The following is a 20,898-nucleotide window of genomic DNA, read 5'->3' on the forward strand; positions in this document are numbered from 1 at the left end:
GATCGCGGACATGGGGAGTTCCTTAGTTAACGCGTTTACCGCACGCTGGTGTGCCGAGTCGTTTCGCGAGAAGAACGCGGTGGTGTCGGGTGTCGGATTGTGGCCGCTGCTGGCGATTCTCGCCGGGGCGGCCCAAGGTGACGCGCGCGCGGAATTGGCTGCGGCCGTTGGGGTTTCGGCCGATGCTGCCAGTCAAGCTGGCGTCGACGCGCTGCGGTCGCTCGATTTGTCATTTGAGGCGCACACCGCGCTGGGTGCGTGGGTGCGAAGCGGGATCCCGCTTAATACCGAGTGGGTGGATAGCCTGCCTGCTGGGACGGTAGAAGAGCTCACCGATCAGGCCGCCTTGGACGCGTGGGCGGCGAAACACACCGCAGGGTTGATCAAGGCCTTCCCGGTCCAGGTCACCGAGCAAACCCTTTTCGTTATCGCATCGGCATTGGTCGCGAAGACACGGTGGGTGAAGCCGTTTGGCAGGACCGCAACGCTGTCGGGCAGTGGCGACTGGGCCGGGCATCAGGGCGCCGGTCTGCACCGCACGACCTACGACAAGAGCGTCGCGCTGCTCGATGACACGGTGACGCGCGTGATTGTGCGCGGCGGGTTACTCGACGTGCACCTGCTCGTCAGCGACGACGGCCCGCAGCGCGCGCTCGCAGCGGGGTTCGCCGCGCTTGCCGACGCCGCGGATGTCCGCACGGATTTCACGGTCGACACCACTGGCCCGTGCCTGCGCGTCGCGCGCGGAAAGACGACGCGCGGCGATGCCGTCAACCTCACCGTGCCCGCGTTCGAGGTCGCCAGCCTGCACGACCTCACCGAGCACAAGGAACTGTTCGGGCTCACCGCTCTCACCCGCCCGGACCCGCGTGGTCACTTGCCCGGCATCAGCCCGGTCCCGTTGATGCTGGATCAGGCGAAACAGGATGTGATCGCGCGGTTCGACGCGGAGGGATTCGAAGCCGCTGCCGTCACCGCGCTGGCGATGACGCCGGGCTCGGTGCCCTACTACGAGTGGGCCACCATCGTCTCCGTCGAACTGGATCGGCCGTTCGGATTCCTCGCCGTCGATCGGAAGACCGGACTGGTGATCGTCGCGGGCCAGGTTGCTGAGCCGCCGCGTGAGTGGGAGCGAACCGACGCGTCCGCGAGTCGCTGGGCGTAGCTTCTCGCCGCTGGCGATCGCGGTCGCCATTACTGCGCGCCTGCGACTCGGGCCGTCGCCGCATTGGTGTTGTCGGTCGCCGCGCAGTTTGCTGGCGCCTCGGCGCGGTCGATCGCTGATGCGCGGGAGGCGGCGGTGACCGGAAACCGCGTCGCAGCACGCTCGGCAAACGGCAGCGCATTCGACCGTATACGAACACCTGTTCGAACGGTGCGGTAGACTTGCTCGCATGTCGCTGCCCCTCCAGAGTTCACTGTTCGACGGCGAGTCCGTTGGTCTGGGTTCGCTGAGCGCCATCCGGCGCACCCAGCTCGATGAGACCGCGTGGGTCGACGTGCTGCCCGGCTGGCTCACCGGCGCGACCACGTTGTTCGAACGGCTTGTCGAACGGGTGCCGTGGCATGCCGAGCGGCGGCCGATGTATGACCGGGTTGTCGACGTTCCCCGCCTGGTTTCGCATTTCGGGGCCCACGATCCACTCCCCGACCGCGTGCTTGTCGATGCGCGCGCCACCCTGTCGATGTACTACGCCGAAGAACTTGGCGACCCGTTCGTCACGGCGGGCCTTGCCTACTACCGCGACGGCAACGACAGCGTCGCCTGGCATGGCGACCGTGGCTGGCGCACCAGCGACAAGGACACGATGGTCGCGATCCTGTCGGTCGGCGCACCGCGCTCACTGATGCTGCGCCCGCGTGGCGGCGGAAGCGCGAGCCTGCGTTTTAGCGCTGGCCACGGCGATTTGATCGTGATGGGCGGCGCATGTCAACGCACATGGGAGCACTCGGTCCCGAAAACCACCCGCCCGGTCGGCCCCCGCATCAGCATTCAGTTCCGTCAGCGCGGAGTGCACTAAGAGCACCAAGCACATCGACAAGTGTCGGTGGTCGCCCGTAGGCTGTGACCGGGGTTACTGGCTAATCAGTCGCGGTGGATAATCTTCGCGGCGCCCGTGGTTTTCGCAGGGTATTCGCGTGCGCACTTCTACCCGCGTGCCGCTTTCCTCAATTCCACGCGAAATGGTCAGCACTATTGTCGAAATCCTTGTTCGACAACAGGATTCGGTTTCGATGTCACTGATGGAGGTCGTATCCTGGTGTCAGTCCGCAGTCGGGTGCTCAGGGGGTCGTGGTGATCGTCGTTGTCGCGGACGAGACCGCACTCGAAGGCGCTGAAGAGATCGTCGGCACCACCATCGGCGACTGGGATACCAGCGTCGGTGGTGTTGCCATTCTGCGCTGTCATGTGCCCGAAAGTCGGGGCGGTTGGGTCGAAGTCGACGCGATGGTCTGCACGCCGCAAGGTGTCACTGTTGTTGAAGTCAAAGGTTTCACGGCTCGCCAAGACGGCACGCTAGCCACCCCGCCTAACGGCCCGTGGACTGTCGACGGCGCCCACGCCGCGCTCTATCACGCTGTGCGCGTTCCGAATCCGTTCGTCCAGGTCCGTCGCCAGGTTTTCGCGGTCAAGAATTTGCTGCAGCAGGCGGGGATTTTCGGGTGGGTGAACGCTGTCGTCGCGCTGGTTCCGCAGCCGGGCGCGCACATCACCCTCGAAGAAGCTCGCATCGCCGACGGTTACCGCGCGGTGCTGGTCAGCGAATCCGCCACCGCGCTGCGTGACTATTTCCAGGCCGAGACCGGCCGCACCGTCCGGCTCAGTGTGCGCGATGTGCGACGCGTTTTCGAAGCACTCAACCTCGGTCACCTGCTGCCGAGCCGAGTTGCCTTGGCCGATCAGGGTTTTCCGGCGCGCCTCGAACCGTCGACGAGCAGTCGACCGATGGGACCGGGCGTTGCTGATCTCCCGAGCGCCGATCTCACGAGTACGGAGGAGGTCGCGATGGATTCGGAAGAAACTCCTCCTGCCGCGCCCGCGTTTTTGGCCGCGATCGACCGATTGTCCAAGCGGCCCAAGGGAGTTGCGGGCTTTGGTGCGCCCGAAGTATCGAATGTTGACGGTGAGTCACCGGCGCGCGGGGAGGCCGACACGGCGAGTGCGGTCGACTCGTCATCGACATCCGCAGGCGACGAAGCGAGCACAGCCCCGACGGCCAAGACGGGATCTGCGCAGCTCGCGTTCGCCTTGGGCGCAGCATCGGCACCTCAGGAAAAGGCCAGTGCGCGAGGCGAATCCGCAGCGAATAGTGCTGGTGCGTCAGCCAAGCCAGCTGAGGGACCCGGGCAGGCCGCAGCGGACGATTCCGGTGCTGATGCGTCGGTGACGTCGTCCGAAGACGTGGAGTCGTCCGGATCAGTTGGCGAAAATTCCCCTATGCCAGCGGAATTCGGCGATCACGGTGGCGATGCCGCGTCGGACGAGGACGATCTTGACGACGTTCGCGCGCCCGACGAAACGGGCACCGATTCGCTGGCGGGCGACTCACACGACTCAACTTCGAGCACGAAGTTGGTCAGCCTTCACAAGTCTGACTCGGCTCCCCTCGCGAACGAGGGCGCTGAGTTAACAAGTGGGACAGACAAAGTCGACAACGATCGCGGGAACACGGGTGTAGCTGTCGCGGGTGCTGCGGCGGCCGTAGGCATCGCGGGTGCAGTCGCTGTCGCGAAGCGCAAAGGTGCTGGTGAAGCCGGTCGGGGCGCCACGTCCGATGCGCGGAACAGCGACGACCCGACTGCGGCGAGCGACAGCGCTGATGTCGCCGAGGACAACGACGTCGCCGACTCCGGCAAGGCGCGCACCGCTGCGGCAGCGGCCATCATCGGCGCCGCGGGCGCGGTAGCCGCAGCGCGTGCCGCGAGCAGTCGCGGGGTTGCCGCGAGCGTGACTGCCAGTCCATCGGATACGGCCCGACCATCCGACCAGGCTGGCGACCCAGCCGACCTCCGTTCGCCTGTCACCAGTTCAGCACCGACTGACGATGAGCGCGTGGCCATTCCATCGGATACGACCCGCCCATCTGACCTGGCTGGCGACCGAGCCGATCGCCTCCAGCCCGGCGACACTCCCGCGCCCGCTGACAATCAGCGCACGGCAGCGAACCCTTCGGATATGCCCCCTGCGTCCGACCAAGCTGGCGGCCAAGCCGCTGCTGACGATCAGCGGGCGGCCAGTCCATCGGGTACGACCTACCCCTCGGACCCGGCTAACGATCGAGCCAACCACCGTCCCATCGCCACTTCCGCGCCGTCGGGCGACGAGCGCATCAAGGACCGCGACGGGCACTCCCCCGATCAATTCAGTCCCGCTGACGATCGGGACGCCCACTCCCGCGACAGCGCCAATTCCGTTGGCGACGACGGGCATTGGGCCGACTGGGTCGATCCGCACGCATCCCCACGTGCGGCGCGTGGGGTCAGGCAGTGGCGTGCCCAGCGCGACCGTCGGCCCGTGCAGCCCTCGCTCATCGACCGCCTACGCGACCGGCGCGCTACCTCCCAACGACGTGGCATGCGCATCGGGCCCGCGCTCGGACTCGTCCTCTTCATCGCGATCTTCGGCGTCGGGTTCTTCACCATTGCCGCCGTGCACGCGAGTCGACTGCAACTCGCCGACTACGACGCCATGTGCCGCGAAGGCAAAACGTTCAACAGCGCCGCCCAGTACCGGCCCGGCGGTCCGAGCCCCGTGTATTTGTCGGGCGCACTGGGACATTCGATCGGCGACACCAACTCCCGGGTCTGGCACCCGACCGACCCAGCGGACGTGCAGCTGATCGCCTGTCTGGACCAACGCGCACTCGGACAGCTAGTCGAAACGTGCCAGTTCCCCGGCAAACCGGTCGGGCGCACGGTCAACCTGTTTCGCGCCGAGTACGAGATCATCGTCTACGAAGCGCGAACGCACCGAGAAGTGGCGCGCGCCAACCTCATTGGCGACCGCTACGCCGAAGACCCCACCGATACGCGTGCCGACCGATGCGCCGCCGCAGCCAACGCACCCGACGAACTCGGTCGCCGCGTCGGCCTCCCCTCCGCCGCGCAGGTCACCGGATTCCTTGCCCCGTTGGTAGGCGCGAGTCGCTGAAACGACAACGGCCGCACCCTCAAAAAGGATGCGGCCGTTGACAATTGGCTGATCACGCCGAAACGGTGATCTCCCACTCGTAAACCGTGAGCTCCGACGAGCCGGTGAGGTGCAGCGGATCCTGCTGCACCAGTTCCGTTGCCGCCGTGAGGTTCTCAGCGAAAATCACGTACGCACCGCCGGAACCGTCGGTGAACTTGCCGCTCTCGAACAACGCGCCGTCGGCGAGCAACTTCGCGAGGAAATCGCGATGCGGCTCGATGACGGAATCAACGAAGGCGGGCGTGCGCATCGCCATCACCAGGTACTTGCGCATGGGCGAATCAGTCCTGTTCTGCGTCGGTATCGGCATCGGCAGCCGGGCGCGGCGCACGCGTTGCCGCCGCGGCGGACCGCACCTGCGACGCGACCTGCACGACCTGGCCGAGCACACCGTTGATGAACGACGGCGAGTCGTCGGTCGACAGTTCCTTGGCCAACTCGACTGCCTCATCGACAGCGACCACCGGCGGAACGTCGTTGGCGTGGAACAACTCCCACACCGCGATCCGCAGGATGGCACGGTCGACAGCGGGCAGGCGGGTGAGCGCCCAGTCCTGCAGATACGACTCGATGGTGCCGTCGACGCGATCGAGATCGTCGGCTACGCCTTCCACCAGCGTGGTGGTGTACGGGTGCACCGGCGCGACGCCGGAATCGCGGGTAGCCAATTCCGAGCGCTGCTCAATCAGTTCCGAAACGTCGATATCACGCGCCTCGGCCTCGAAAAGCAGGTCGACAGCGCGACGACGCGCCTTGTGGCGCGCGCCCAGCTTCTTGAACTGGCCCTTTTTGTCCGCCGACTGATCTGCCACGATCAGGCGTTGACTCGGCCGAGGTAGCTACCGTCACGCGAGTCGATCTTGAGCTTGTCGCCGGTGTTGATGAACAACGGGACCTGCACCTCAGCGCCGGTTTCGAGGGTGGCGGGCTTGGTGCCGCCGGTGGAGCGGTCGCCCTGGAGGCCGATGTCGGTGTGCTGCACGACCAGCTCGATGGTGACCGGCAGCTCGACGAACAGCGGCGCGTCCTCGTGAACGGCGACCTGCACGCCCATGTTCTCAAGCAGGAAGCGCGCACCGTCGCCGATGGTGGCTTCGGCGATCGCGATCTGGTCGTAGGTGTCGCCATCCATGAAGATGTAGTCGCTACCGTCGTGGTACAGGTAGGTCATGTCGCGGCGGTCGACCGTCGCGGTCTCGACCTTGACGCCCGCGTTGAAGGTCTTGTCGACGACCTTGCCGGACACGACGTTCTTGAGCTTGGTCCGCACGAAGGCGGGGCCCTTGCCCGGCTTCACGTGCTGGAACTCGATGATCTGCTGAAGCTGACCCTCGATCTTGAGCACAAGGCCGTTCTTGAAGTCGCTAGTGTCCGCCACTGTCCTCGGATCTCCTCGTTCGTTCTACTGCGGTTCGGGTACGTCGTCACTCGACGACGGTCAAGTCTTTGCTGGTGCGAGTGAGCAGTTCGGGGTCTGTTTCACGCACCACGAGCGTGTCCTCGATGCGGACCCCGCCACGGCCGGGAAGGTAGACACCAGGTTCAACGGTCACCGCCACACCAGCAAGCAGTGTACCGGTAGACGTTTTGGCGACTCCGGGTGCTTCATGGATCTGTAACCCGACTCCGTGGCCAAGCCCGTGGACGAACTGCGCGCCGTAGCCCGCCTGCTCGATCACGTCGCGCGATGCCGCGTCGACCGCCGATGTTGCCACCCCGGGCGCTAATGCGGCGGTCCCGGCACGCTGCGCGGTCGCCACCAGCTCGTAAATCTCGCGCTGCCATTCGGCTGGCGCGCCGAGCACCAGCGTGCGTGTCATGTCGGAGTGGTAGCCACCGACGACCGCACCGAAGTCGAGTTTGACGAAATCGCCTGCCGCCAGCACCGCGTCGGTGGGTCGGTGATGCGGAATCGCTGAATTGGGCCCGGTCGCGACGATGGTTTCGAAGGAAATCGCTTCGGCACCGTGGCCGAACATGGCCCACTCAAGCTCGCGCGCGACCTCACGTTCGGTGCGTCCCGGCCGCAACGAGCCGCGTTCCAGCAGCGTCGCGAGGCCGGCGTCGGCCGCCGCGCATGCCGCCCGCAACTGGGCCACTTCGTAGTCGTCCTTGACCATGCGCAATTGCTCAACGAGACCGGAAATGGGGGTGAGCTGAAGGCCGGTGCGTTGCGCTTCGAATGCGACGTGTTGCGCCACCGTCACCACGTGCGATTCGAAACCGACGCGGCCAAGCTGCCACTCCCCTGCCAGGTCGAGCACTCGCGGCGCGGTCGCGCGTGCGATCTCGGCTTGCAGGTCAGGGACCTGTTCGGCCACTTGCGCGCCGTAGCGACCGTCGGTGCCGATGATGGTGCGGTCCTCTGCTTCGCGCATGTCCCACGCGTGCACTAGCAGCACCGCGTTCGACCCGGTGAAACCGGTGAGATAGCGGATATTGACCAGGTCGGTGACCAGTAGCGCGTCGAGCCCGTTCTCGACCAGCAGACTGCGCAACGCGCCACGTCGCGCGGCGTGGTCGGGTTTGGCCCCGAGGTATTCAGCACACATGAGACAACGCTACCGCTCCGCCGTCTGGACGCGGTGCGCATCGCGCACCGAACGCGAGAGTGGAATTCGCGTTATCCACAACCGAGAAAGTTATCCACATTCTCGAAATCGGCGGCGATTTCCCCTTGTCGGGACGGCACGATCGGTGGCATGACTACTGCCGCGTTTTGCCTGTTCATCGCTTGGTCGGTGCTGCTGTGCGTCATCGACATTCACACGCGAAGGTTGCCGAACGCGCTCACGAGCGTGGGTGCCGCTTCGGTGTTCGTTTTCGCGTTCGCCAACGACGTGCTGCCGGTCGCGGTGATCGGCGCGGCGCTGCTCACCGTGCCGTATTTGACCGCGCATCTCATCGCGCCCGCCGCGCTAGGAGCTGGCGACGTGAAGTTGGCGGTCGCGCTGGGTGGTGCCGCCGCGCTAGCTGGGCCGCGAGCGTGGGTGTGGGCGGCGTTGCTCGCGCCGCTTGTCACTGCCGGGCTTGGTGTCGCGTTGCTGGCGCATCGGTGGGTGGTTCGCGTTGTTGGTCTGCGCTCGGGCGTTGCTGTCGACCTGCCGGTCGCCAGCCACGACGGCGCGAGCCAGCCCGAAATCGCCCGCGCGGACGATACAGGAGCTGCCCGCATGCTTGGCCGGCCCAGCGCTCGCGATCCCGTTCGAACACCGATACTTATCCCGCACGGTCCGGCGATGTGCGTCGCCACGCTGTCAGCGATGGCGTTCGCATGAGCCGCCATGCGGCCGTTGGCCTCGCCACGACAGACCACGTGCCGGAGCAGCGGCGTCGACATGGGAAGATGGTCGGCGTGTTGCGCTGGATAACTGCCGGAGAATCCCATGGTCCCGCTCTCGTCGCCCTCCTTGAAGGAATGGTCGCCGGAGTCGAGGTGACATCGAACGATGTCTCGGCACAGCTTGCTCGCCGTCGACTCGGGTACGGGCGTGGCGCGCGCATGAAGTTTGAGGCCGACCAGGTCACGCTGGTCGGCGGTGTTCGCCACGGCAAGACCATGGGTGGTCCCATCGCGATCCAGGTCGCGAATTCCGAGTGGCCCAAGTGGACTGAAGTGATGTCGGCCGATCCGGTTGATGCCGAAGCGCTCGCGGGGATGGCGCGCAACGCGCCGCTCACCCGTCCGCGTCCCGGTCACGCCGACTATTCGGGAATGCTGAAGTACGGCTTCGACGACGCACGTCCGGTGCTCGAACGGGCGAGCGCTCGCGAGACGGCCGCGCGTGTCGCCGCTGGGACGGTCGCGCGCAATTTCCTGCGTCAGGTTTTCGGCGTCGAGGTCATCTCGCACGTGGTGTCGATTGGCGCTGCCGCCGACACCTCGGGTGCGACCCCGACCGCCGCTGATCTTGACGCGATCGACGCGAGCCCGGTGCGCGCGTTCGATTCGGCCGCTGAGGCGGCGATGATCGCCGAGATCGAGGCGGCGAAGAAGGATGGCGACACGCTCGGTGGCGTTGTCGAGGTCATCGTTGAAGGACTGCCGATCGGGCTTGGTTCGTTCACCAGCGGTGAGCACCGGCTCGACGCGCGTCTCGCTGCCGCGCTCATGGGCATTCAGGCCATCAAGGGTGTCGAGGTGGGCGACGGGTTCGAGACCGCTCGCCGTCGCGGTAGCCAGGCGCACGACGAAATGCGTCCCGGCCCCGACGGCGTGTTGCGCTCGACCAACCGTGCCGGTGGTCTCGAAGGTGGCATGACCAATGGTGAAGCGCTGCGCGTTCGCGCGGCGATGAAGCCGATTTCGACGGTGCCGCGCGCGCTGTCGACCGTCGATATGTCCAGTGGCGAGGAAGCCGTCGCTATTCATCAGCGGTCCGACGTGTGCGCGGTCCCCGCCGCCGCCGTTGTTGCTGAGTCGATGGTCGCGCTCGTCGTCGCCCAGGCCGCGTTGGAGAAGTTCGGTGGCGATTCGGTCGCCGAGACGCTCGACAATGTCACTAGCTACCTCAAGCGAATTGGCGATCGCCCGCACATTCCAGCGGAGAGCCGTACGTCGTGACCGAGTCGGGGCAGGAGGGAGCCGCCGACCCGACCGCCGCCGTGCCACCCCGCGCCGAGGGCAGCCCAGTTGGCCAGCCCAGCTCGGGCGACGCACAACCGCACGTCGTGACCGAGGCAGCCCCGGTCGACCCCATTGGGAGGCCCGGTGGGAAACTGCGCGGCGTGGCCGAGGCCGGATCGGACCAACCCGCGACAGCGCCACGTGCACGGGTCGTTCTCGTTGGACCGCCTGGTTCCGGTAAGTCGACCATTGGGCGACGGCTCGCGCGGGAGCTCGGGCTTGAGCTTTATGACACCGACGCTGGCATCGAGGCCGACACTGGGCGCACGATTCCCGACATTTTCGCCAATGATGGTGAGCCCGTTTTCCGGCGGATCGAAGAGGAAGTCGTGCAGCGCGCGGTGCGCGAGCACGAGGGCGTCGTCTCGCTCGGTGGTGGGTCGGTGCTGTCGGCCGACACTCGTGCCGCATTGCGCGGTGCCACGGTCGTGTACCTGGAAATCAGTGTGGGCGAAGGACTTCGGCGCACCGGGTCGAGTAAGGGTCGCCCCCTACTCAACGGTGCCGACGCCGCCGCGAAGTATCGCGAGTTAATGCGCAACCGCAGGCCGCTCTACCGCGAGGTAGCGACCGTACGCGTGCGCACCGATGGCCGCAGTCCCGGCCGCGTCGTGCGGATGATCCTCGCGAAACTGGGTCTTGAGTCGGTGCGCACGGACCTGCCGCCCACGCAGACAACGCGCGCGACGCCGCCGAGCAGCGCCCCAACCGCGCGCGCGGCGAACCAGGTCGGGAACCGCTCACGCGCCCGTCGCCGTGCGCGCGCCAAGGCAGCGGCCGCTCGCCGTGCGACCGGCGAGGTGACGTCCACCGGTTCACTCCGTCGCACCAGCGATGCCGCAGACGCGCCTGCGGGTACCGGTCGCCGCAAAGGTAGCGAAGCCGCAGCTTCCGCCCCGAGTGGTCCCCGCCGCACCGATGGCGACACCGCACACGCACCCGACACGGCAACGCGGCGTGGGAGCGATGCTGGGGTGTCGGCCCCAGGTCCCCGCCGAGCCAAAGGCGATAACGCGCACTCGTCGGGCACGGCTACGCGTCGTGGTGGGGAGACTGAGGCGTCGGCCGCAAGCGGTCTCCCACACGGCAAGGTCGATGCCGCGCACTCACCCGACACCGCAACGCGTGGGTCCAGCGACCATACCGATACTCCGTCCTCCTCCGCGACAGCGTCCGTAGGCACCTCGGCGGACGGAACGCGAACGCCAAATCCCGAGCGCGCCAAGCGTTCTCGTCGCGGACGCTCGCGGCGGGGCGGGGCGCGCGGCCGGGCTTCGACCGCGAACGGCGCCGCACGCAATTCCGACGCGTCCGTCGGGACGAACGACAGTGCGAGCGCTCAAGCAGGCGCGCGTAGTTCGCACCGTCAGCCCGGCGCAGCAGGAAAGTCGGCGAACTCCCCCACTGCCCCGACTCAGCGCGGCCAGACAGGAAAATCGGCGAACTCGACCACCACGCCAGCTCAGCCCGGTCCGGCAGGAAAGTCAGCGAGTTCCCCCACGACCCCGACTCAGGCCGGACCGGCAGGGAAGTCGGCGAGCTCCACCACGCAGACTCAGCCCAACGCACTCGGGAATTCGCCAGCGCCCAACTCCGCCGCGCACACCAGCACCAAAGTCGACGGGGGCAACGCTGCCTCCGCAGCACCGCGCGAAGCCAATTCGCAAGGGGCGGTGGGCAAACCGAACCCGGGCGGACCCGCGCAGGCGAACTCCGCGCACCATGATCAACCCGCACGGCACGAGCGCGCGCGGCGCGGTCGGTCTCGTCGGCGCGGCGGCAAACGCACATCAACCGACCAAACAGAATCGGAGCAGCGCACGTGACAGAGCCGACCACCATCGATGTCCGTACCGCGGACCCGTACCCGGTGATTATCGGGCGCGGACTTCTCGGTGACCTCGTTGAGAACGTCACCAAGGGCAACGCGGTGCGCACCGTCGCGATCTTCCATCAGCCGCCCCTGGCGGAAACCGCTGAGGTCGTGCGAAAGGCGTTGGCCGACAACGGCATTGACGCGCATCGCATCGAAATCCCGGACGCCGAAGATGGCAAGGACCTCGCTGTCGCCGGGTTCTGCTGGGAGGTGCTCGGCCGCATCGGCCTCACCCGCAACGACGCGATCGTCAGCCTTGGCGGCGGCGCGGCAACCGACCTCGCCGGCTTCGTCGCGGCTACCTGGATGCGCGGCGTGCGGATCGTGCATGTGCCGACCACCCTGCTCGCGATGGTCGATGCAGCTGTCGGCGGCAAGACCGGTATCAACACCGAAGCGGGCAAGAACCTCGTCGGCAGTTTCCACGAGCCCGGCGCGGTGCTAGTCGACCTCGCCACGTTAGAAACGGTGCCGCGCAACGAGATTGTCGCGGGCATGGCCGAGATCATCAAGGCTGGCTTCATCGCCGACCCGGTGATCCTCGACCTCATCGAGGCCGATCCCGAAGCCGCACTCGACCCCGCTGGCGACGTGCTGCCGGAACTGATCCGCCGCGCTATCCAGGTCAAGGCCGACGTTGTCGCCGCCGACCTCAAGGAAGCAAGCCTGCGCGAGATCCTCAACTATGGCCACACCCTTGGGCACGCGGTGGAACGTCGCGAGCGGTACCGGTGGCGTCATGGCGCGGCGGTTGCTGTCGGCATGATGTTCGCCGCTGAATTGGGCCGTCTCGCAGGACGTTTGGACGACGCGACCGCCGACCGGCACCGCACAATCCTCGAAGCTATCGGCCTGCCGACGAGCTACGACGCCGACGCGCTGCCGCAACTGCTCGACGCGATGCAGACCGACAAGAAGACCCGCTCGGGCGTGCTGCGTTTCGTCGTCCTCGACGGTCTCGGCAAGCCCGGTCGTTTGGAGGGCCCCGACCCGAGCCTGCTGGCTGCGGCGTACTCGGCGATCGGCCGCGAGCCGACCACCGGCGCAACCCCGATCCTGCTCTAGGAACACCCGCGCCACGTCACGTCAGCCCCCGACCGTCTTCGGACTGCGCACCGCGACGAAGACGTGGACGAAACCGACGCGCCACATCCGGCCGACCGAAAAGTCGGCCGGATGAGACGTCCGGGCCAGTCCCGATTCGCCAGGCATGCCAGCCCGCGCACGCCGGCCTCGCACGGCCAAGCACACCATCCCGCGCACACCAGACACACACGGCCCAGCACACTGCGCTCGCCAGATGTCAAGGCGCATGCGAGCTATGCCAGACGTTTACCCGGTCCAGATCGGCACGATCGGGCGAGCGCTCCGAGTTAGCGGGATAGTTCGGGCGGCACGAACGGCCTAGCACTCCCGATGTTTCACACAGCTCGAATGGTCAATTGTCCAGAACCACTGCCCATCTCAGCTCAAATGCGGCGCTGAGCATGATCAACTAGTAGGGTCCCTCGATGTGAGGGAACCAGTTTTCACTCGCAGGACCGCCTTTCGTGCGGCCGCTGCGGGGTTGACCGCGACAGCTTTTGGCGCGGGTGTTGCGGCGAGTAAGCCAACAAAGACCGCGATCGTGATCGGCAGTGGTTTCGGTGGCGCGATCGCCGCCTACCGGCTCGGCACCGCCGGGTTCACCACGACAGTGCTTGAGCGCGGCCGACGTTGGCCGATCACCGCGGCGGGCGACACCTTCTGCACCAGCACGAACCCCGACGGCCGCGCGGCCTGGTTCAGCGACAGCCCGGTCCTCTCCCCCTTGCAGGCGGGCACCCGCATCCCGCGCTACGCCGGTTTGCTTGAAGCCATCCACGGCAACGGCCTGGTCACGCAATACGCGGCAGCGGTCGGTGGCGGTTCGGTGGCGTTCGGCGGGTTCCTCGGTACCCCACGTCGCCGCGATTTCGAAGCCGCTTTCCCCAAGGAACTCGACTACAACGAACTGGTCAGCGTCTACTACGCGCGCGCCCTCAAAAACCTGCGCGGCTCGCGACTGCCCGACGACATCCTCGCCCACCCCAGCTACATCGGCTGCCAGTCATGGCTGCGCGACGTCGCCGACGCAGGCTACGAACCGCATTTCTTCGACTTCTGCATCGACTGGGACATCGTCCGCGCCGAATTGGCAGGCGAGCGCGTGCCGTCGGTGTCGATCGCCGAGTTGAACCTGGGCGTGAACTCGGGTGCGAAGAACAGCGTCGACGGCAACTACCTCGCGTGGGCCGAGCAGACCGGCAACGTCACGGTCCGTCCTCTGCATGAGGTCACCGAGATTCGCGAGTCCGGCGAAGGATTCACCGTCGCGGTGCGCGAGATCGACGAGTTCGGCGCAACGCTCTCGACCAAGCAGCTCAGCGCCGACTACCTGTTCATGGCGGCGGGTTCGTACCACACGCCCGCGTTGCTCGTCGAAGCAAAGGCGAAGGGTCAACTCCGCAACCTCAACGAGCACGTCGGTCAGGGCTACGGCACGAATGGCGACTTCCTCGCCACCCGCGTGAACACTCGCCGCCCGTACGGCCGCACGAATGGCGGACCGGGCGTCGCGTTGATCTACGACGACACCCACCCCGGCGGCTCGGTGTCGATGGCGTGGCAGGCGGTCCCGCCGGTGGGCGGCATCGACCTCAGCAATCTCACCACGCACCTGGTGCTGATGGACCCGCATCACCGTGGCTCGATCGATTACAACCGCGACCTCGGCCGCGCCGAACTGAACTACCGCTTCGGCGAGGACAACGAGGCCGACCTGCGCGCGAAGTGGATGGTCGGCAAGTTCAAGCAACTCGCCGACGATCGAAATGGCTTCGCCGCCAACGGGATTCCCGCATGGCCACGCGAAGCCGGGTTCGGCAGTTACTCGGCCTATCACGGCCTCGGCGGCATGGTGCTCGGCAAGGCGTGCGACCTGGACGGCACCGTGCGCGGTTACCGCAACCTGTTCGTCGTCGACGGATCGCTGCTGCCCGGCACGGCCGGACTGGTGAATCCCGCGCTGACGGTCGCCGCGTTCGCCGAACGCTGCATGGACAAGTTCCTGGCGCGCTAAGCGGCTACGGCGGTTCTGCCCGCGCGCCATCGGGAAACACCAACCCCGATGAGCGCGGGCAAAAACACCAGCAGCGTGATGAACGACGCGGCGGAAGTGACTTCGTAAAGCAGCCCGTTGCCGCCCAATTCGAGCCCGAGCCCCTCGGCGAGTGCCCAGCTCAGCGCGCCGCTGAGGAACCCGGCGACCAAGCCCGTGAGCAGCCAACGCACGGTGAGATCGGCAGAGGAATCGGTACGCGCGTCCCGGAATCCCCACGCGACAGCGACACCGATCACGGCAACAAGGCACAGGCCACGCCACAGGCTCCCGCACGTTGGCGCGACGCCCATCACGAGCCCAAGAATCACCCGCAGGACAACTACCAGCATGGCGAAACCGCCAACTCGCCAAGCCACCGCACTCATGTCCCCCACCTTAACCACCAAAAACTGAAACCGGTGCCAGTTTCAGCCGGGGATTAGAGCAGATCGGCGACCACTGAGGCCATCGCGGCGCGTGGTGCCGCCTGCCCGGTGAACTGCTCGACCTGCCCGTATGCCTGGTTCAGGAGCATCTCCAAGCCGCTGACGACCGTATTGCCCTGTGCCGCAACGGCTTCGGCGAGCGGCGTTGGCCACGGGTTGTAGATCGCGTCCAAGACAACGGGAGCCAGCGCGACCGCCGAAGCAACAGCCGCGGCCGCATCGACCGGAATCGTCGACACCACCGCACCCGCCCGCGCGCACACCGGCGCGAGCTCGTCGGCGTCGAAGCCACGCACCATCACAGCCATGCCGAGCTTCTCCGCGAGCGCGACCGCGTCGGCAGCGCGACCAGCATCGCGCGCGACAATCGTCACCGAGCGAGCACCAAGGTCGGCCAACGCGAGCAGCGCGGGCCGCGCGGTCCCTCCGGCACCAAGCACGACCGACTCGCCGACGGATTCGACTCCAGCCCCCCGCAACGCGCCAACCACACCGTCGACATCGGTGCAGTCGGCCCGCCACCCAGTCTCGGTGCGCACCAACGTGTTTGCCGACCCGACGAGCACCGCGCGCTCGGTCCGCTCGTCAGCGAAGGCGAGCGCGGCTTCCTTGCCCGGCATCGTGACCGAAAGCCCAACCCACTCCGGCCCGAGCCCCGCGACAAAACCGGGCAGCGCGGCCGCGTCGCATTCGACCCGCTCGTAGGTCCAGTCCAACCCGAGCGCCTGGTAGGCGGCCGCGTGCAGCAACGGCGACTTCGAATGCGCGATGGGCTTGCCAAGCACGGCAGCCTTACGTTGCCCGCTCATCGGCCGCTGTCGAGAATGCCGCTCTGCTGCGCCTTCTGAATGTTGCGCAGGTGCTCAGCGTAGCTCTCGGTAAACAGGGTGGTGCCCTTCTTGTCGATGGTCACGAAGTACAGCCAAGGGCCAGCTTCGGGATTCTCCATCGCCCGCAACGCCTGCAACGACGGTGCGGCGATCGGATTCGCAGGCAGACCGGTCATCGCGTAGGTGTTCCACGGCGTCTTGCGCTGGCGGTCGGCGTCGGTTGTCGCGACCTCAGTGTGGTCGAGGGAGTAATTGACCGTCGAGTCGAATTGCAACTGCTGGTCGACCTTCAACCGGTTGACGATCACGCGCGCGACCTTCGGCATATCCGACGGCAACGCCTCACGCTCAACGAGCGACGCCGCGATGAGCGTCTGGTACGGGTCGAGCTGCGTGCTCGCCCCCGACTTCAACAGGCCGGTGCCCTCGTAGCGCGCGGCGCTGTCGGTGATGAGCTGGCGCAGGATGTCGACCGCGCCGCCAGTCGGGTCGAAGTCGAGCGTGCCAGCGGCGATCAAGCCGTCGAGCTGACGACGACGATCCGGCGCGGCGGCGACCGACTTCTTCGCCCAGTCCGGAACACCAAGAGCGGCAAGGTCATTGCCCGAACCGGCGGCATCAAGCTGCTCGTAGGTGACGCACTTCGACGCGACACACGACGCGGCGGCGATCTTGGTGTACACGCCTTCCTTGCGCGCACCGGTGTTCACATCGGTCGTGTCATGCAACTGGCGACCTTCCGAAATCACCAAATTGCCGACACGAGCGTCCTTGGACACCAACGCCGTCACCGCTTCGGCGGCCGGACTGTGTTGGGCCACAGCGTAATACCCGGGCTGGACGCCGTTCATGTTCGAATTGCGAACGGCCGCAGCGTAAAACGCCTCTTCGCTGGCGACGACACCCTTGGCCTTCATCGTCTTCGCGATCTCGTTCGCGGTGTCGCCGCTGTGCACCTGAATCACCACGGGCGCGCCGCTTGGACCGGCGAAGTCCTCGGGCGGCGTGAACCGGCCCATGAGTTTGTATCCGCCGAACCCGGCGAGCGCGACGACAACAACGAACGCGACACCGAGGACCAGCCAGCGACGGCGACGGCGTTTCCGCGCGGCAGCTTGGCGCGCGGCGGCCTTACGCGCCGACGCACGCGACGGACGCGGACCAGCCCGCCCCTTCCCGGACGCGGGCGCTGCCCGCTTGCCTACTCGGCGAGGTGGCGGCGTCGGCTCAGGTTCGGGCTCAGCGACCTGCTCCGGCTCGTCGGAGTACGCGCCCGCATAGTCGGCCTCGTAGTCCGGCTCAGCCGCGTAAGCCGCCGCCGCAGGCTCGTACTCAGCCGCGGGCTCGTAATACGGCGCGTCGTCGCGATAGACCGGGATCTCGTCGGTGGCGGGGTCGTCGTCCCACCCCCGCGCGGCCGGTGCCGCTGGCTCGGCGGCGGGCTCGCTGTCCCATTCGCGGCGGGGGTAGCGCCGATCGGCTTCCCGGGCCCGGTAGCGTTCCTCGGCCCTTGCCCACCGGTCGGTCGTCATGCATCGTCTCCGACGCTCGCGTCCGCCGCGCCCGCTCTATCGTCTTTCAACACCGAACTCCGCTCGTCCAACCATCCTTGCAGAATCGACACGGCTGCCGCCTGGTCGATCATCTGCCGCTGGCCACGCGCGCTGACGCCACTGTCGCGCAGCGCACGTGCAGCAGACACCGTAGTCAAACGTTCGTCGGAAAGGCGTATCGGGATTGGGTCGATTTTGGCCCGCAACTGTCTAGCGAACTTGCGGGCGATCGTTGCGGCAGTGCCATTTTCACCGCGTAACGTGCGCGGGAGACCAACGATCACCTCGACGGCTTCGTACTCCCGCACAATTTCAGCAATTCTTGCGATATCCGTCGGCGGAGGCCCGCCACGCTTGCTTTTGGCGCGCGGGACCGTTTCGACCGGTGTGGCGAGAATGCCGTCGGGGTCACACGAAGCGACCCCGATGCGCACGCTGCCGACGTCGATGGCGATGCGGCGGCCGCGCCCCGGGTCGGTCGCCGGATCGGGACGATCGACGGGTTCGGCTTCCCGGGGCGCGGAGTCGTTGGTCGACATCAGCCGACCAGTTCGCCCACCCGCGCGCGTACCGCGGACAGGCCGGCCGGGATGCCCGTTGCGTCCGAGCCGGAGCCCTGCGCCATCTCTGGCTTACCGCCACCGCGACCGGCGATGCTGGGCCCGAAGGCGGCAACAAGATCGCCCGCCTTGAAGCCCATCTCCTGCGCGGCCTTGCTGACGGTGACAACGAACGGCACCTTGCCGTCGACATCACCAAGCAGCACGACGATCGCGGGCGCGGTACCGAAGCGACCACGAATGTCGGTGGCGAGGGTGCGCAGGTCGCCCGCCGAGACGCCCTTCGGCGCGGCAGCGGCGACGAGCAGCAGGTCGCCAACACGCTCGGCCTCGTCAGCGAACGTGCCCGCCGACGACAGCACCGCGGCGATCTTGGTGCGTTCCAGTTCCTTCTCGGCCACCTTGAGTCGCTCGACGAGCTGCTCAACGCGACCCGGCACCTCGTCCGACGGCACCTTCAGCGACGAAGCGACACCGGCGAGCAGCGCGCGCTCCTTCGCGAGGTACTTGTAGGAGTCGAGGCCGACGAACGCTTCGATGCGTCGCACACCCGAGCCGACCGACGACTCACCGAGCACGGTGATGGGACCGATCTGCGACGAATGTTGTACGTGCGTACCACCGCACAGCTCCATCGAGAACGGGCCGCCGATCTCAACGACACGGACCTCGTCGCCGTAGTTCTCGCCGAACAGCGCCATCGCGCCCATCGCCTTAGCCTTGGGCAGGTCGGTGACGAACGTGTTGACCTGGAAGTCGGCACCGACCGCGTCGTTGGACACGGCTTCGATGTCGGCCTTCTGGGCGTCGCTGAGCGCGCCCTGCCAGTTGAAGTCGAAGCGCAGGTAACCCGGCTTGTTGAGCGAGCCAGCCTGAACAGCGTTGGGGCCCAACACCTGTCGCAGCGCGGCATGCACCATGTGCGTGCCCGAGTGACCCTGCGTCGCGCCACGACGCCACGCCGGATCGGCTTGTGCGAGCAGCACATCACCCTCGGTGAGCTGACCCTGCTCGACGGTCGCCTTGTGCACCCACAGCGACTTGGCGATCTTCTGCACGTCGTTGACACGCACCTTCAACCCGTTGGCGGTGAGCGTGCCACGGTCGGCGATCTGGCCGCCCGACTCGGCGTACATCGGGCTGCGATCGAGGATCACCTCGACGTCGTCGCCAGCCTGGGCAACCGGGACGCGGACACCGTCGGCAATGAGCGCGAGCACGGTTGCTTCGGAGTTGAGTTCGTCGAAGCCGGTGAACTCGGTCGCGCCACGGTCGACCAGTTCCTTGTAGACGGTGAGGTCGGCGTGGGCGTGCTTGCGCGCCTGCGCGTCGTCCTTCGCCCGCTTGCGCTGCTCGGCCATGAGCGCGCGGAAACCGTCCTCATCGACCGAAAGGCCAGCCTCGGCGGCCATTTCGAGCGTGAGGTCGATCGGGAAGCCGTAGGTGTCGTGCAGGGCGAACGCGTCGCTGCCCGCGATCTGGCTGCTGCCCTTCGACTTCACCGCGCTCGCGGCGTTGTCGAACAGGGTCTCGCCGGTGCTCAGCGTCTTGAGGAAGGCGGTTTCCTCGCCGACCGCGACGGTCTCGATGCGCGCGAAGTCGGTGCCCAGTTCGGGGTACGACGGGGCCATCAGCTCGGAAACGACCGTCATCAGCTGGCCCATGACCGGCTGCTCGGCACCAAGCAGGCGCGCCGAACGCACAATGCGACGCAGCAGGCGACGCAGCACGTACCCACGACCGTCGTTGCCCGGGTTAACGCCGTCGGCGATAAGCATCGCGGCGGTGCGCGCGTGGTCGGCGATCACACGGAAGCGCACGTCGTCGGCCTGGGTGACGCCATACGAGCGACCGGTGAGTTCCTCGGCCTTGTTGATGATCGGGCGCATGAGGTCGGTGTCGTAGACGTTGTCGACGCCCTGGAGCAGGAACGCGACACGCTCAACACCCATGCCGGTGTCGATGTTCTGCTTCGGCAGCGGGCCGAGGATCTCGAAGTTGTCCTTGCCGATGCCCGTACCGCGCTCGTTCTGCATGAAAACGAGGTTCCAGATTTCGATGTAGCGGTCTTCGTCGGCTTCCGGGCCGCCTTCGACGCCGTATTCGGGGCCACGGTCGAAGTAGATTTCCGAACACGGACCACACGGGCCGGGGATGCCCATCGACCAGTAGTTGTCGGCCATGCCGCGACGCTGAATACGCTCGGCCGGGATGCCCATTTCGAGCCACATGCGCTCGGCTTCGTCGTCGTCGAGATAGACGGTGACCCAGAGTCGCTCGGGATCGAAGCCGTAACCGCCGTCTTCGACGGAGTTGGTGAGCAGCGACCACGCGAGGCGAATGGCCTCACGCTTGAAGTAATCGCCGAAGCTGAAGTTGCCCGCCATCTGGAAGAACGTGTTGTGGCGGGTGGTGATGCCGACGTTCTCGATGTCGAGGGTGCGCACGCACTTCTGCACGCTGGTCGCGGTCGCATAAGGCGGGGTCTGCTGACCGAGGAAATACGGAACGAACTGAACCATGCCCGCGTTGACGAAAAGCAGGTTGGGGTCGGCCAGGATCAGCGAAGCGCTGGGGACTTCGGTGTGTCCGGCACGGACGAAATGGTCCAGGAACCGTCGTCGAATCTCGTGGGTCTGCACGAATACCCAGCCTACCGCCCCCACGCATCTGGTTTTTCATCGCCCAGGG

General features: G+C 66.7%; 16 protein-coding genes and 1 pseudogene. 8 read left to right on the forward strand and 9 right to left on the reverse strand.

The annotated features are described in order from the left end of the window. Window positions 1-10 precede the first annotated feature (10 nt). The 3 genes from IEX78_RS04410 (at window position 11) to IEX78_RS04420 (ending at window position 5,152) form a co-directional block, all read left to right on the forward strand. Window positions 11-1,165, forward strand: a complete 1,155-nt coding sequence (locus IEX78_RS04410; RefSeq protein ID WP_188827497.1) for a serpin family protein — start codon at window positions 11-13, stop codon at window positions 1,163-1,165. A 229-nt stretch (window positions 1,166-1,394) separates the two neighbouring features. Further along, entirely contained in the window at window positions 1,395-2,021 is a 627-nt protein-coding gene (locus tag IEX78_RS04415) for an alpha-ketoglutarate-dependent dioxygenase AlkB (protein ID WP_188827498.1), read from the forward strand. 275 nt (window positions 2,022-2,296) lie between these two features. Next, window positions 2,297-5,152 carry an NERD domain-containing protein gene (locus tag IEX78_RS04420; protein WP_188827499.1) on the forward strand — a complete coding sequence of 952 codons (2,856 nt, stop codon included), beginning with the start codon at window positions 2,297-2,299 and terminating at the stop codon, window positions 5,150-5,152. A gap of 52 nt (window positions 5,153-5,204) precedes the next feature. On the opposite strand, the gene IEX78_RS04425 is transcribed toward IEX78_RS04420, so the two are convergent. The 4 genes from IEX78_RS04425 to IEX78_RS04440 are packed head-to-tail and all read right to left on the reverse strand — an operon-like array spanning window position 5,205 to window position 7,746. Then, window positions 5,205-5,468, reverse strand: a complete 264-nt coding sequence (locus IEX78_RS04425; RefSeq protein ID WP_188827501.1) for a YciI family protein — start codon at window positions 5,466-5,468, stop codon at window positions 5,205-5,207. A gap of 7 nt (window positions 5,469-5,475) precedes the next feature. Next, entirely contained in the window at window positions 5,476-6,006 is a 531-nt protein-coding gene (nusB, locus tag IEX78_RS04430; protein WP_188827503.1) for a transcription antitermination factor NusB, read from the reverse strand. A gap of 2 nt (window positions 6,007-6,008) precedes the next feature. Further along, window positions 6,009-6,572: an elongation factor P gene (gene efp / locus IEX78_RS04435; protein WP_188827505.1), complete on the reverse strand. Its 564-nt coding sequence runs from the start codon at window positions 6,570-6,572 to the stop codon at window positions 6,009-6,011. A 46-nt stretch (window positions 6,573-6,618) separates the two neighbouring features. Further along, the gene (locus IEX78_RS04440) at window positions 6,619-7,746 is read right to left on the reverse strand and encodes a M24 family metallopeptidase (protein WP_188827507.1); all 1,128 of its coding nucleotides are present in this window, start codon (window positions 7,744-7,746) and stop codon (window positions 6,619-6,621) included. Window positions 7,747-7,896: 150 nt separating this feature from the next. On the opposite strand from IEX78_RS04440, the gene IEX78_RS04445 reads away from it, so the two are divergent. From IEX78_RS04445 to IEX78_RS04465, 5 genes and pseudogenes are all read left to right on the forward strand, one after another. Beyond that, entirely contained in the window at window positions 7,897-8,472 is a 576-nt protein-coding gene (locus IEX78_RS04445; RefSeq protein WP_188827508.1) for a prepilin peptidase, read from the forward strand. 77 nt (window positions 8,473-8,549) lie between these two features. Continuing rightward, window positions 8,550-9,758, forward strand: a complete 1,209-nt coding sequence (aroC, locus tag IEX78_RS04450) for a chorismate synthase (RefSeq protein WP_188828229.1) — start codon at window positions 8,550-8,552, stop codon at window positions 9,756-9,758. 164 nt (window positions 9,759-9,922) lie between these two features. Continuing rightward, a pseudogene (locus IEX78_RS24090) lies at window positions 9,923-10,456 on the forward strand (shikimate kinase); the annotation flags it as partial. Between the two features lie 1,187 nt (window positions 10,457-11,643). Continuing rightward, window positions 11,644-12,762, forward strand: coding sequence for a 3-dehydroquinate synthase (gene aroB / locus IEX78_RS04460; RefSeq protein ID WP_188827509.1), 1,119 nt, complete (start codon window positions 11,644-11,646; stop codon window positions 12,760-12,762). 448 nt (window positions 12,763-13,210) lie between these two features. Then, window positions 13,211-14,797, forward strand: coding sequence for a GMC oxidoreductase (locus IEX78_RS04465; RefSeq protein WP_188827510.1), 1,587 nt, complete (start codon window positions 13,211-13,213; stop codon window positions 14,795-14,797). Here IEX78_RS04465 and IEX78_RS04470 read toward each other — a convergent pair. Genes IEX78_RS04470 through alaS form a run of 5 tightly spaced genes read right to left on the reverse strand, consistent with a single transcriptional unit; the run spans window position 14,794 to window position 20,849 of the window. Continuing rightward, window positions 14,794-15,204 (reverse strand): B-4DMT family transporter, encoded by a 411-nt coding sequence (locus IEX78_RS04470; RefSeq protein ID WP_188827511.1) that lies wholly within the window; start codon window positions 15,202-15,204, stop codon window positions 14,794-14,796. The two genes, IEX78_RS04465 and IEX78_RS04470, sit on opposite strands and share 4 nt — an antisense overlap. 53 nt (window positions 15,205-15,257) lie before the next feature. Then, window positions 15,258-16,073, reverse strand: coding sequence for a shikimate dehydrogenase (locus IEX78_RS04475; protein WP_188827513.1), 816 nt, complete (start codon window positions 16,071-16,073; stop codon window positions 15,258-15,260). Continuing rightward, a complete protein-coding gene (gene mltG / locus IEX78_RS04480; RefSeq protein ID WP_188827514.1) occupies window positions 16,070-17,626 on the reverse strand; it encodes an endolytic transglycosylase MltG in 1,557 nt (518 codons plus the stop codon). Before mltG ends, IEX78_RS04475 begins: the two co-directional genes overlap by 4 nt. Next, window positions 17,623-18,186, reverse strand: a complete 564-nt coding sequence (gene ruvX / locus IEX78_RS04485; RefSeq protein ID WP_188827515.1) for a Holliday junction resolvase RuvX — start codon at window positions 18,184-18,186, stop codon at window positions 17,623-17,625. The genes mltG and ruvX overlap by 4 nt, the downstream gene beginning before the upstream one ends. Beyond that, window positions 18,186-20,849, reverse strand: coding sequence for an alanine--tRNA ligase (gene alaS, locus IEX78_RS04490; protein ID WP_188827516.1), 2,664 nt, complete (start codon window positions 20,847-20,849; stop codon window positions 18,186-18,188). The genes ruvX and alaS overlap by 1 nt, the downstream gene beginning before the upstream one ends. Window positions 20,850-20,898: the final 49 nt, after the last annotated feature.

It is taken from the genome of Nocardia camponoti (assembly GCF_014646135.1).
Taxonomy (GTDB): domain Bacteria; phylum Actinomycetota; class Actinomycetes; order Mycobacteriales; family Mycobacteriaceae; genus Nocardia; species Nocardia camponoti.